Below are 13561 nucleotides of genomic sequence, written 5' to 3'. Positions count from 1 at the left end.
GACTGGTTGCCCTTCATAACTCATCATTGAACTCTTATTTGAAGCAAACCTCAGCCCAACGAGCTAAACCTGCAGTTACTGAACCGAAGTAATTACCACTCACAATCGGTACATTCGGCACAGCTTGTTGTACGGCTTCACGAAGTATCGGTGAACGAGCGGAACCACCCGTCATGTAGATTACGTCTGGCTTTTTCTGGCCTTGTTGAATCGCTTCTTTAACCAACTCAATCATCTTAGACTTTGGTGTTTCAATCGCTTCAACCATCTGTTCGACTGAGATATCTACCTCGACCAGTTCAGAGGCAACATTAATCGCAGCACGATATTGAGGGGATTCTGCCAGCGCAATCTTGGCCTCTTCCGCTCTACGCACAATACCGTAACCCAAAGTGTCGTGATAAACCTTCATCAAACGTTCTAGCTTTTGAGGCTCTGACGCTTCTTTACGAAGTAATTTTAATGCCGCTAGGTTTTCTCTTGAATAGAAGTTCTTTTGAGCTTCAACATTATTAATCGCAATTGGGTTCCAGAATTGAGTCAGTGGCATATCAATACCCGAAATGCCTTTGCTGCCCATACCAAAAGGTGACATCAGTTGTTTGAATGCAAGATAGATATCGAGGTCATTCCCCCCTACCCTTTGTCCACTGTGTGCCAACAAGCTCTGGGTACGATCCGCTTTACCAGACCACGTTGGTCCCATTTCTAATAATGAGCAATCGGTGGTACCCCCGCCAATATCAACAACCAATACTGTTTGGTTTTCAGTTAATGTGCTTTCGTAATCAAGGCCTGCGGCTACGGGCTCAAATTGAAAAGCGATATCAAGGAAACCGGCACGCTTAGCTGCGCGAGACAGTATGTCTTCAGCTTGTCTGTTCGCCTCTTCACCACCTCGACCGTGGAAGTTAATTGGTCGGCCGATAACAGCTTGCTTGATCTGCTCTTGAGTCGTGAGTTCGGCTTGATTCTTGATATTTGCCATCATGGCGCACACTAAATCTTCGAAAAAGCTCACCTGCACATCATGCAGTCCACTCGCGCCAAGGAAAGATTTAGGGGACTTAACATAATAAACATCGCGAGGGTCTTCTAAATATAAGTCCAACGCAGCCTGACCAAATGCCATGTCTTCTGGCACTAAGTCGATACTCTCTTCTCTGTTCAGCGCAATCGCACGTCGTAGTACTTGCTCACCGATCGCATCACTCGGCTTGATATTCAAGTGGCGGAATAGATGTTCAGAAACACTCTCACGAGTAGGCGCAAACACGGTTGAGGGAATATAGTGGTTGTTACCTTCTAGCGGTAACAGGCTTGGCTCTCCATTAACCATCGCCGCGACAGAACAGTTCGCTGTTCCATAATCAAATCCAATAAACATAATATCCCCCCACTCAACAAAAGGGGCGAGATGTTACATGAAAAGCCTAAAAATTACGAGGTCATTTCTAAATTTAACTGAGTAATTTCTTAGCTTAACGGCTCTTCAAGAAGAAACAAATATGCTACATTTCAGCCCAAATGAATCACAGGTTAGAGAAATGAAAACACCTTGCCGAGCGGCTTGTAAAAATAATGGCGGAATGTGTAGTGGCTGCTTTCGAACAATGGATGAAATTATAGGTTGGAAAGGCTTATCTGAAGAAGAGCAAACGTCGGTTATGGATAATCTTAGTGGCGCGAGTTCGACTCACCAATGTCCACAGTGTAATGAGCCAGCTCAATGCGATATCAGTGCGGGCAAAGAGACGTGTTGGTGTTTTGAGTTAGAAAAACGAGATACTAGCGATATTCCAAAGGCTGGAGTTTGTATGTGTCGTAAGTGCTTGTCTGCCCTGCCCGTTCAGTAGTTTAGAGCCCATTTAGTAAGTTACTGGATAGCAAGTTACTAGCCAGTTCAACATAGACAAAAAAAGCGAGAGGTTGTTTTCTCGCTTCAAAATACTGAGATTAAATTTCGACCTAATCGTTACCTGGTTAGTGTCTACTTCACTTTTGCAACCAGCGCAGGCTGAGAAAACTGGATACCATTCCAGCCATGAACCATAAAGTTACGAATATTTTGATGGTCGCTGTTCTCAGGAAAACCTAGCACGTCGTTACGATAAAATTGACCAAAACAAGCAAGTGTTTGCTCTGCTGATAGGCCTTGCTCTAAACCAAAAGCAAAAATCTTGCACGAACCATTATTCTGCCCTGCAGCGTTCACTACCTCACCATTGCGAAATTCGCGCTCAGAAAAATCATAGTGAGCTTCGATCACTTGCATTGTATCTTCAAATTGCACGGCCTCTGGGGTTTCAGCCAGAGTATTCAATAAGGTTTCCAGTTCCATTTACTATTTCTCCATCAAGTATATATCTGTCAGCAGTGTATCTTGTTTTACGACAAGAGTAAGCCGTTGTTTACTTGAGATAGCGATTCACTTTTTTGTTGTACGCTGCTATTTACTTCAATGAAACTAATGACATAGTTTTATCAGGGCGTTATATTATTTTATCAAACGATTAACATTGTTCAGTAACGAATATGCATAAAGATAAAAACTTAGAACTGTTCAGATACCTAAAGCCAGGTACAAAAACAGCAGGTGTATTGGAATTTGGCCCAGACGACTCAATCCAGATCAGTACACTTTATATCGGACACAAAGAAGATCAGTACCTCATCCTAGAGCTTACGCAAAAAGCGACAGAAGCACTGACGCTGAGAAAGCTCACAAACGTTGATATTATTGTTCGTGCGATTACCGACACCGAACTTGGGCACATTGTCGCGTTCAAAACCAATGTACTGGCTCATATCACCTCTCCAGCACATCTAATCTTCCTTCGCCCACCCTCAAACTTTGCAACCAAGCCTATTCGTGAACACGAAAGGTATAAAGTACGTCTCAGCTGTGAAGTCACTTTTGATACCTTGTCGCTGGATGCCACACTAGTCGACTTTTCAGCGTCAGGGTGCGGTATCTATCTTACCCAGCAATCAGATATTGATGTCGGCTGGAAGATAAAAGTTAATTCTGACTTAAATGAGTACTTAGATGACGATCTTGTCTACAAGGTGGTAAGTAAGAAAAGGCAAAGACAAGGCTGGCTGCTAGGTATCCAATTCCCTGAACACCTAGATATGAGTGATGAGTTGAAAACGCTGCTATTGGAACAAGCCTTTGTCGCTGGCTCGATATAAAGGCAGAAAATTAGTTACTTCTCTTCAACAGACTCCATTAAAGAGCACTAAGTTAAAGCCTAGTGCTCTGTGTCATTCCAGTATGAGTTTTTGAAATGAACAAACGCTTGGTGGAGCGACTCTTCTTTAATCGGCTTTACAATCACGTAATTCGCCCCTGCGGCCATAAAGCTGTCTCTAGTTGACTCTTGAGCATCAGCGGTACACGCATAAATAGGGGCTGACACACCAATCTCACCTCTTAGCTGCTGAGTGGTTTCAACACCACCGAGATTAGGGAGTTGGTTATCCATCAAGATCAAGTCATAGGTAATCGTCTTAGCCATCTCAATCGCTTCTAAGCCATCTTTTACCCAGGTGACGACCATGCCATATTTCTTACAGAAAGCCTGAGCAATAAAGGCGTTGGTGTGATTGTCTTCCACCAGCAACACATTCAAAGGTCGACTAAACAACGCCTCTGGCTCAACCTCAGCTTGTTGCTTAGCATCGACTAATAGCGGCTTGGCGTGTACGACTACAGGAATTTCTATCGTGAACTCTGAGCCTTGACCTATCACGCTGCGGACTTGAATGTCCCCTTCCAGCATATCGACCAGATTTTTTACAATTGTAAGTCCTAAACCAGTGCCACCATATTCACGAGTGGTGGTCTCTTCGGCTTGAACAAAGGGTTCAAAAACAGCATCAATTTTGCTTTCATCAATACCAATGCCAGAATCTTTCACTCGAACGATCAAGCTGGCGTGATCGGAGTTAAAGATACTCTCGAGCTCAAAGCTGACGGAGATACCGCCTTGATGAGTGAATTTAAAAGCATTACTCAACAGATTAAACATGATCTGATTGAGGCGTACTTGGTCGGTATTGATTTCAATGTCATCAACCAAGTGATTCACAATGGTAAATTCGACGGATTTATCTTCACACAGCGGTCGATAGATGCTGTCTAAGGTATTAACTAACTCCCCTAAACGGAAGTCTTTCTTTTGAATATTAAACTGCCCTTGCTCAATCTTTGAGAAGTCCAAGATATCGTTAAGTACCGCCAGTAAATGTTCCGCACTATTACACAGTACATCCACCTGCTCGCGATTATCTTCATTGTGCATAGAGCGCTTGAGCAGCTGAGACACACCGAGAATACCGTTGAGCGGCGTGCGAATCTCATGACTCATCTTAGCTAAGAAGTCTGCTCGCACATTCGCAAGATGCTCAGCTTCTTCTCTTGCTCGATCAGCCTGTCTTTCCGCCTCGATTAGCTTAGTAATATCTTGCCCTTGTACCACCACTCCTGTGATGCCGTGTTCCACGCGAATAGCAGACATGTTCCAACGAAACACCTTTTCACCAATGGGTACGTTAATACCCGTCAGTTTAGAACCCTGAACCACCATTTGAATATTAGGCAGCATTCGCTGCTCAAACTCTTGGGCAATTGGACCATAATTGTCATCAGCATCGAACAACGCCATGCGAGCGGCGGGGTTCATCTGAATCAAATCGCCTTTTTCAGACCAAACTAAGATAGGCGAATGAGCAAAGTTAAAGAGATCTTGGAATTTTTGATTCTGTTCAGATAAGCGCTCAAAGGTGTCTTCAAGAGTACAACCAATATGATGAAATTCGAAAATGTTAGAGCCATCGAACTTGTTGTACTTTTCGCTAGCACTTGCCGAACGAGTAAAGTCCATTAGCTTATCAAGCTCGGCTGAGACTCTCTTTTGAATCCAAGTTCGAGCAAAAAAAGACATCAATATGATCACCACAATCACCACGATGATCGCACGCTGATAATTCTCTTCTAACGCAATGAAATTATTATTTTTTTGAACAGCTCGAATGATTAAAGGAGTTTCAACAGCATTAATCTTAATGGTTGCGATGGTAACGAAATGACGCGGCAACTGTTCGTACATTTGGTAATTGAGGATGTCAGTAATGGTGTAGCTTTCATCACCACTGAATGTCGATGTCACCGGTGTACCGTGCGCTTCAATCACGATATTTTCGCTATTACTGCCCTGTTGGATTGACTCAGCCAAAGAGAAGTTGTTGTCAAGCACAATGGCGATATAGAGTTGACCAAGGACTTCCCCAGTAGCGTTATCAACAATAGGGGTACGGCGAGCCAACAAGTGACGCTTACCTATATCTGTCCTCAGTTTAATAAAATGCCAATTACTGCTGAACGAAACCTCATCAGAAATATGCTTTAAGTTGGACTCATCCAAACCATAAAATTGACTGTTGCCGTCTTCCCAAGCCAAACCATCGTGGGTTGAGACAAAGCGTAAATCTGGTGCATGATCCGGTTCACGTTGGTCAACACCAAAGAAAAAGTAGCTCAGAGTCTCGTCATTACCCGTATCAAAGTACTCTCTGAGAGTTTCACTGTGTGAGCTACTGTCTTGATGGATTTGCAGCACCGACAAACGATAATCAAACATGTTTTGGATCAGGCTTGAGGTTTGCTGTACCGTTCGATTCGTCTCTTGCTGTACGATATTACTGCTGGTTTCATAATTATGAATAAGCACGCCAAGTGCCATCACGCCTATCACCAAAATAACGATACGCGTAATGAGTCTAGCTAAAGTGTTTCTAGGTGTACTGGCGTAACTTTTCTTCATTAGTGACCTGAGTACCTAAATGCTCGCTGTTTAAGTTCTGAAATACGTTCTGGGGAATCTTCCTTGGTGACAATTTCAAATTCACCAGAGTAAACGGTAGGCACTTCCAAACCGGCTAGATCCCACTTGATCGCCTCTGCCATTGCAATGCCTGTATCGTCGTTCATACGCATGACAGTAACATCTAGGTCGCCCCTTGCAATGGCTTCAAGTTCAGCAGAGCCGCCTCCCCAACCATTCACTAAGATGTCTTGGCCCGATTCACGAATCGCTTCCATTGCACCGAGAGCGACATCCGTTGAACATGCATAGATAAAGTCTAGATCCTTATCGTTCTCTATGCTGATTTTAGCCGCTTGGTAGCCACTGTCTTTGTTTGATTTTGTGTAAAACGAAGACTTAAGGGTAAAGTTGGTAACCGTATTCACTTCATGGATAAAAGTATCTCCACGCGCATCACTGATATAGCCTTGTGAGTAATACAAAACAGAATACTTACTGTCTGGCGGACTTACTTGTTTAAAATAGTCCGCCAGTTTTAAGCTGCCTGTCGCATGGTCAAAACCCACATACATAAATGGCTGTCTATCTGCCCAAGCTCGCACTGGCGTCGTGATATTTTGAAGAATCAGTTTGGTGTCTGTAGAGGTCAACACGTGCTCGATAAACTTGCGGTGGCGCGTGGTATCTAGCGTGAAAATCAAATAATCCGTCTTGTTTTCAATCGCTTCTTGCAACGAAATACTCTGCTGCGCGAGATCGGCATTAATACGGGTAAATACTTGATTTATTTGGTAGCGGATCTTCAGCCTATCGAGACGCTTCTCAAAAGCTTGAATATTACGAACCCAGTAATCCGAGATCTGTTGGCCCGGATACACCACGGAAATCGTAATTGGTTCGTCTTGGATTCTTCTCAGTGGCACAGGGTGATTTTGTACAGCCTCGACCATTTTATCGGTCAATGCTCTTTGTTCTGGAAAAGTGGAAAGATAATCTTGGTATTCCCAGTACCTATTGAGGACATGAGTACCATGGGAAAGAGCGGACGCAGAAAATACGGCAAGTCCAAACAACATCAGTAAACGTTTCATATTTTTCTCGTTTTATATGAGCTACTTTGGCTCATTTTTTAACCTAGCATGACACCATCTCTTTGTATGGCTAATGGATATTATGTAGGACAACGATGATAAATGATAGCGTCTAACACTAATTAGAACGACATTCTAAATGAGCAATATGTTAATTTGGAATGGAGATTAAGAACAACGAGTTAAATTATGATTTCAGCCCATTCACGGTAAGAGTAATTACCATTTAAATTCATAAGCTTAGCTAGAGCCGATATAGCTCCTTACACTATTAAGATTTAATCAATAACAAACATTTTAGCTATGAATTATGAGACTTCGATATATTGAATTTTGTCTTTTTGCCACTCAATAATCAGTTTGAGTGATACCAGTTTTTCTTTGCGGGATTTGGGCAACTGCTTGATCGCGTATTCGGTTTTCAACGCCTCACTTTTTGAGCCAACACCAAAGCTCCAAACTAGCTTAAGTGGGCCTTTACCTTTTAAAGCTTTGGCGCCTTTACCGGTTTGATGTTGTTCAAATCGACGTTCTAGATTGTTCGTCACGCCACAATAAAGGGCATTGTGACGATTGCGGATCAAGTACACGACCCAATCCGCATTTTTATCAGCATCTGACATTTAAAGCAGTGATTCAACCAGAGCCTTAAGCTCTGCCACTTCTGCTCGTAGGCTTGCAACTTCAGACTCAAGCTCTTCAAACTTTTCACTCGTTGCAGAGGGGGCAGCCGCGCTTACTGATGCCATCGCAAACGCTTCAACGTCCACTTCACCGCTCAACAAATGCTGGTAGCGTGATTCACGTTTACCCGCTTCGCGTGGCAGCTTCACAACCAAGGCACCTGCTTCTCTTGCAGCGAGTTTGTCTAATGTTGCTTCTACTTCTTTCACATCACTAAAGTTTGCAAGGCGACCCGTTCGAGTACGAAGTTCACCGGGTGTTTGCGCACCGCGCAGTAACATACAGCAGATGATTGCACGCTCTTGCTCTGTAAATTGCAGATCGCCGAACTCAGTGTTGCAGAAACGATGCTGATACTTATTAACACGGCTATTGAAGCTGCTCTCATCACTCACCATGCGACGTCCGATTAAACCATCAACTGCATCTAAAACATCTGACTCAGAAAGAGAGAGAACAGGTTCACGGTTACTCTTTTGATTGCATGCCGTGGTTAAACTGTTCAGTGTCAGTGGGTAATGATCGGGAGTAGTGACTTCTTTCTCGATCAAACAACCGATAATTCTCGCTTCAATTGGGGAAAGTACTGTGTTCATCGTTTTTCCTTTTTATTATTTTGATAATTCCATCTCAACACCTAACAATGCAGTAACTAGTGTTCAGACAAAATTGGTACTCGTTTCTTTCTGCCCTGTTCATCAATCATTATGATCTTAGAACGGTTTAGCTCTATTTCCACGACTTCCAAATAAGTACGCTCTTGTACATACGCATCACGAAGCTTGTTTTGTTCTGCTGAAGATTCAGTGACATTGTCGTCCAATTCTTCGTTTTCCAATTGTTGTTGATTCATTTCACATTTCGTATCAATGCAGTATCTACATGGGATATTAACTTGAACGGTAAGATAAAAACAATCACACATCAGCGAGAGTGACGAATAATTAAACAACCTTACTTTTGCTTTGATCTAAAGACTGTTACATCATCAATTGATGTGCTTTAATCAGAAGCAGACAACGTATTTGACGAATAGGAAAAGGAATCTATGAGCAGCGTATTTGAAATTGTTAACCAAGCACGACGTAAGAACAAACTTAAGCGTGAACTTTTAGACAACGAAAAGAAAGTTCGTGACAACCGTAAGCGTGTCGACCTTCTTGATAACCTACTTGATTACATCAAGCCAGAGATGACCCACGACGAGATCCTAGGCATTATCAAAAATATGAAAGCTGACTACGAAGACCGTGTTGATGACCACATCATCAAGAGCGCTGAGATTTCTAAAGCTCGCCGTGACATCAGCCGTCGCATTCGTGAACTGACAGAAGAAGACAAGCAAATCCAAGGTAAGAAGTAATCTAACCTCGCTAATTTACTTGTAACAATGTTAGTAACCCACTCTTAGTAGTGGGTTTTTTTACCTAAACTCCAGCGTCTATACTTAAGCATCTAAACCTAACCGTCTAGGCTTAAGCGTACCTAAGCAAAATGAATGAAACTCAACAGCAGTATCAAACTAAATAACGAGTGTACACTAGCGATGGAGAGACTTTATGTACGGAAGTATTCTGATAACCTTGGCGTTATCAACGACACAACCTTACCCTGAAAAATTTGAGAAACTTTATACCGAAGAAACCGAAATCACTTATGACGATCTCGTGGTCGATGTTCATGGCTACAAGGTTCCGACCCGATCAGCATTTCGAGGTTGGATGCTCCTCAATCACGCTCAAGACCAAGTGAGAGCAATCGGACAACAACTCAAGGACAATGGCGTTACTCAGAGCATGCCTCTGCATCTCGTTCTATTGCAAGGGACGGATTGGGCAATGAGTAATACAACCTTGTTTACCCTCCCAAATAAGAAACATGTGCCAAACATGATCAATACCCTGAAGTACATACAACAATATATTGAGCCTGAAATCGGTGTTGTTATACCAGTATCTGGAGAGCGAACCGATATCTACAATCAACAAGCTGGTGGTGCACTGCGAAGTAAGCACTTAGAGTTTTGTGCCTTAGACCTAGTGCCTGCAAATGACATTACTCGCGAAGATCTACACGTGAAACTTAAAAATATTCATTCGGAATTCGGGCAAAAAAATAATGTTGGGCTTGGTTTATATTCAGGTGTTCGATTCCACATCGATACTTGTGGGTTTAGACAATGGTAAAGAAACACGATCGAGTCATAAAGACCTGCAATTCGCACGTGTCACTTAGACTCTAAAAACAAGCGAAATTACATAAGATTATGATTTTAAATGTAAATTAAAACTGGAACGCTAATTGATATTAATAACAAGTATCATAATTATTAATAGCAATTAGGAATTCAATATGAAGACGATGACTCAACGCTTTCAAACTCTGCTTTCTGTTTCAAACTTCAGTCTAGCTATCACAACCTTGCTTATGCTTCTCAGTATTATTGTTGCTTATCCAATGGCCGATCACTTCTCACTGCCAATTCAAATCGTCGCCCACATCAGCACGATCTTAGTCGCAGCCTTGCTGAACATCAGCTATGTCGGTCGTTGCCTTGCACAATACAACCTTGGATTGGAAGTTCGTTAAGTAGCGCCGCGCTAGCCTTGATACGGGAGCCCTAGACAATATCAAGGCTACTGAAAAGATCGTACAGCTGGTGAGATTTATAGGGTTTAGGTAAGTAGGCGTTCATACCGGCTTCAAAACAATCTTTGATGTCTTCTTCTAGAACACTGGCGGTTAAAGCTATGATGGGTAATGGTGTGACTTGTTGATCGGCTTCCCACTGACGTATCGCACGAGTCGCCGTTATGCCATCCATAACAGGCATCATGCAGTCCATTAAGACTGCATCAAACTGAGCACCCTGGGTGATGACATCCACCGCTTCTTGGCCATTACTGGCAATCAAATATTCATAACCCGCTTGCTCAAGGAAGAAGCTCGCTATTTTTTGATTCATCAGATTGTCTTCAACGATCAAAATGCGTCGATTCAGAGAGCGAACTTCTTCATCTTTTGCTTCCACTTGAGGCGTTTGCTCTTCGCCCACATCGAGAGATTGTAAGCTGGTTAAGAAACGTCGGCCCAAGAATGGCAAGGTATGAGTCGAGTGGACCGTTTCTCTGATTAGGTTGGTTTTAAATAGGTGATGCTGACAAACGATGACGCGAGCAAGAGGATATATCACCTTCAACGTCGCAAGATCTTTTTCCATAGAGTGGTGCAAGGTATGACAATAAAGTATGAAGTCACTTTCTTTTACACTTTCACTAAGGGCAGCAATGGATGACACCACATTGGCTCGAACATTCAAACGCTCACACTCTTTAACGAGCTGATCGAGGTAATTGAAAGAGTTCGAGATGATGGTCGCTCGGCTCAGGTTATCGAAAGTTTGAACAGGCGCTTCTACAACATCGACATACAAACAAAAAGTGAATGTAGAGCCCTCTCCTTTCACTGAACGCGCGGTAATGTAACCACCCATCAGATCAACAAGCTGTCGACAAATCGCAAGCCCTAACCCCGTACCGCCAAATTGACGGGTAATGCTGCCATCTTCTTGAGTGAAAGGTTCAAATATGGACTCTAACTTCTCGGGCTCAATCCCAATCCCGGTATCAGACACGCTGCATTCAAGCTTGCCCCTGCCCATAGACATAGGTGTATAAGCAATGTCAGTTGTAATTGTGCCCTTAGACGTAAATTTGATGGCATTAGAAAGCAGATTGGTCAGCACCTGTCTCACGCGGTACTCATCGAAAAACAGTTGTGACGGCGTTTGATAATCGATATTGATGTCGAGCTCAATATCCTTACTTATCGCTTTCGACTGAATCACACTCACAGAGTCATAAACCGCTTCTCGCAAATCAGCATTGTGTGGTGACAACATCAAGTTACCCGACTCGATTTTAGACAGGTCGAGTATGTCATTCAGCAGCACCAGTAAAGAGTGAGAGGACGATTCGATATCCCCCAGTACTTCTTGTTGATTTGGGCTCAGTTGGCTTTGAGATAAGATCTCAGCCATGCCAATGATCCCGTTAAGTGGCGTGCGTATTTCATGTGACATATTTGCTAAGAATGCGCTTTTGGCTTTGTTAGCCGAAATCGCGTCTTCTTTTGCTGTTATCAACTCTTTGTTGTGCAGATAGTTGCGTTCCATCACTCGATTTAGGGTTTCAGTGAACTCGGCAAGCTCATCGTTCCCTTGGATACGAATCACCTTTGGCTGGCCGTAGCTATCAGCGCATTCCGACACACCTTTCAAGATAATCGACAGGTTTCTGTTTAAGCGCAGAGATGTCGCAACCCCAAGCCACATCAAAACACCAGAAGCGATGAGTATAAGCAACGTCATGACCAAGGTTTGCCTTTTCTGCAACGCGATATTCTTGGTCAGTTCAAACTGTATTTGATTGGTGTAAGCGCCAATCGCGTTTGAAATAGCCCGTTTTTTAACCTCTAAGCTTTTCAAGTGTTGATATATTTCGGGTGATGAAAAGTCCCCTTTGAGGATTCGAGATATAAATTTGTCTTGAAAATCATCTTTGGCGACCGCGTTTAGCAGTTGCCTAATTTCAGGTGAACGAGTATCAGAGCGGAAAAATGTATCAAGCAACTGTTGCTGCCTCTCTAGCGCACCTACATAGCTCAATAAATATTGATTTCTTAGCTCGGGCGAGCGATACAAACTGAAGCTTAACCACGCTTCTCTCTGAGTCCAAAACACATAATGCGTAAGATTGATAAACATCGCTTCCGCTTGACCAATATTGGCATCGACTAAAGCCATGCGATATTCGGACAGCTCCATCAGCACGTCTTTTAACAAGTCGAAAGCGCGCTCTGTCAATTTTCTGCTGTCTGTCGTTTCAGGTGTACTAGCTAGGATCATCAACAACTTTTTCAATTCAGCTAACTGAGGGTCAATACTCCAATTGCTGTCGAACCGTTGAAGTCGCATTCCATACTGAGTCAGTCTATCCAGTTCTGATTGCAGTGTTAAAAGCAACTGACCTTTCTCAGGGGAATCATTAGACAGCACCAACCATCGATAAGCATCACTTGAAACCGTATTAAAAAATTGAAGCGCTTCGACCTTAATACGCGTTGTTTCAAGGTGATTCATCTTCTCATCGTTCTTAAGCACTTCATTCACTGTAAACCCGAACATAATGAGTACAGAAACCGTGGAAAGAAAAATAAGACGCCATCTAATTGACATATTTATCATTTTTATAACGACTCCCTTCCCGAAAGTAATTTACCTAGCCCAAATTAAGAATAGGACATTAACAGGGGGTTATTGATCAAATTGGATATGAACAAATGATACTCTGAGCCCAGAACGAAAAATTAGAATCAACAGGCATCCAAAACAGGGCTTTAAAGCGGAGGAGTCTGCTTTACTAAGTGAGATTGAGACAAGCCGATTTTAGACAAGTGAACGTTACGTGAGAGAGGTCTACTCGAGGAGGTTTCTACAAATGAGATGTAAGCAAGCGAGGTTTTAGTGAGCAAAATGTAAACAAAAGACGTTTTATCCAGTTATTATCACCGGCATAACAAGTACACATCCACATTCTGCGGCTCAACTAGACTGTGAATAATGACTCTGCGTGCTAACAAAGTGGATAGTTAGGTTAAAATTGTGACATCCAATCGTTTGCGTGATGCACTTTTCACACTCAAGCTAGGCTTATTCAAAGGTCAAACATCAATACTCGTTAATTCCCTTATTTATCGTTTACTGTTTACGTGTAACTTGAGCTAACGATCACACCTTTAATGAACACTATGACTTTTATTACATATAATATTTTGATTTGAGTATTTTTTGGCGAAAAATAAGTGCTACAGATTGTTAAAGTCAATAGTCTTTATCGACACTAAAAACTTGATTTATGGCTAATATAAAGCCAACTTACAGATAATTTGTCTGCA

The 13561-nt window shown here is 42.6% G+C and carries 13 protein-coding genes; 5 read left to right on the top strand and 8 right to left on the bottom strand.

The annotated features are described in order from the left end of the window. Positions 1-34: 34 nt before the first annotated feature. On the bottom strand, positions 35-1387 hold the full coding sequence (gene yegD, locus AB4329_RS17590; protein WP_017064846.1) for a molecular chaperone: 1353 nt from the start codon (positions 1385-1387) through the stop codon (positions 35-37). A gap of 160 nt (positions 1388-1547) precedes the next feature. Between yegD and AB4329_RS17585 the strand changes: the two genes are divergently transcribed. Continuing rightward, complete coding sequence (locus AB4329_RS17585; protein ID WP_080582242.1) at positions 1548-1856, top strand: DUF1289 domain-containing protein; 309 nt, start codon at positions 1548-1550, stop codon at positions 1854-1856. A gap of 134 nt (positions 1857-1990) precedes the next feature. Here AB4329_RS17585 and AB4329_RS17580 read toward each other — a convergent pair whose 3' ends face one another. Beyond that, the gene (locus AB4329_RS17580) at positions 1991-2341 is read right to left on the bottom strand and encodes a HopJ type III effector protein (protein WP_017061764.1); all 351 of its coding nucleotides are present in this window, start codon (positions 2339-2341) and stop codon (positions 1991-1993) included. Between the two features lie 194 nt (positions 2342-2535). Here AB4329_RS17580 and AB4329_RS17575 point away from each other — a divergent pair, with 194 nt between their 5' ends. Next, positions 2536-3195 carry a PilZ domain-containing protein gene (locus tag AB4329_RS17575; protein ID WP_017066093.1) on the top strand — a complete coding sequence of 220 codons (660 nt, stop codon included), beginning with the start codon at positions 2536-2538 and terminating at the stop codon, positions 3193-3195. A 59-nt stretch (positions 3196-3254) separates the two neighbouring features. Here AB4329_RS17575 and luxQ read toward each other — a convergent pair whose 3' ends face one another. The 5 genes from luxQ to AB4329_RS17550 form a co-directional block, all read right to left on the bottom strand. Next, complete coding sequence (luxQ, locus tag AB4329_RS17570) at positions 3255-5828, bottom strand: quorum-sensing autoinducer 2 sensor kinase/phosphatase LuxQ (protein ID WP_137001353.1); 2574 nt, start codon at positions 5826-5828, stop codon at positions 3255-3257. Next, positions 5828-6922 carry an autoinducer 2-binding periplasmic protein LuxP gene (locus AB4329_RS17565; protein WP_029235787.1) on the bottom strand — a complete coding sequence of 365 codons (1095 nt, stop codon included), beginning with the start codon at positions 6920-6922 and terminating at the stop codon, positions 5828-5830. The genes luxQ and AB4329_RS17565 overlap by 1 nt, the downstream gene beginning before the upstream one ends. A 308-nt stretch (positions 6923-7230) precedes the next feature. Beyond that, positions 7231-7545, bottom strand: a complete 315-nt coding sequence (locus AB4329_RS17560) for a GIY-YIG nuclease family protein (protein ID WP_017061768.1) — start codon at positions 7543-7545, stop codon at positions 7231-7233. After that, a complete protein-coding gene (locus AB4329_RS17555) occupies positions 7546-8202 on the bottom strand; it encodes a YceH family protein (protein ID WP_017061769.1) in 657 nt (218 codons plus the stop codon). It lies immediately after the preceding gene. A gap of 56 nt (positions 8203-8258) precedes the next feature. Continuing rightward, complete coding sequence (locus tag AB4329_RS17550; RefSeq protein ID WP_017068647.1) at positions 8259-8459, bottom strand: hypothetical protein; 201 nt, start codon at positions 8457-8459, stop codon at positions 8259-8261. Positions 8460-8654: 195 nt separating this feature from the next. Here AB4329_RS17550 and AB4329_RS17545 point away from each other — a divergent pair, with 195 nt between their 5' ends. From AB4329_RS17545 to AB4329_RS17535, 3 genes are all read left to right on the top strand, one after another. Continuing rightward, positions 8655-8969 carry a DUF496 family protein gene (locus tag AB4329_RS17545; RefSeq protein ID WP_004742367.1) on the top strand — a complete coding sequence of 105 codons (315 nt, stop codon included), beginning with the start codon at positions 8655-8657 and terminating at the stop codon, positions 8967-8969. A gap of 196 nt (positions 8970-9165) precedes the next feature. Further along, complete coding sequence (locus tag AB4329_RS17540; RefSeq protein WP_017064850.1) at positions 9166-9792, top strand: D-Ala-D-Ala carboxypeptidase family metallohydrolase; 627 nt, start codon at positions 9166-9168, stop codon at positions 9790-9792. Between the two features lie 166 nt (positions 9793-9958). Next, positions 9959-10195 (top strand): hypothetical protein, encoded by a 237-nt coding sequence (locus AB4329_RS17535; RefSeq protein ID WP_017061772.1) that lies wholly within the window; start codon positions 9959-9961, stop codon positions 10193-10195. Positions 10196-10226: 31 nt separating this feature from the next. Here AB4329_RS17535 and AB4329_RS17530 read toward each other — a convergent pair whose 3' ends face one another. Next, positions 10227-12791, bottom strand: a complete 2565-nt coding sequence (locus AB4329_RS17530) for an ATP-binding protein (protein WP_372138947.1) — start codon at positions 12789-12791, stop codon at positions 10227-10229. Between the last annotated feature and the right edge of the window lie 770 nt (positions 12792-13561).

It is taken from the genome of Vibrio sp. 10N.261.54.A5 (genome assembly GCF_041471145.1).
Classification (GTDB): Bacteria; Pseudomonadota; Gammaproteobacteria; order Enterobacterales; family Vibrionaceae; genus Vibrio; species Vibrio crassostreae_C.
The sequence above is the reverse complement of the archived record's forward strand: the minus strand, read 5'-3'. Positions and strand labels throughout refer to the sequence as shown.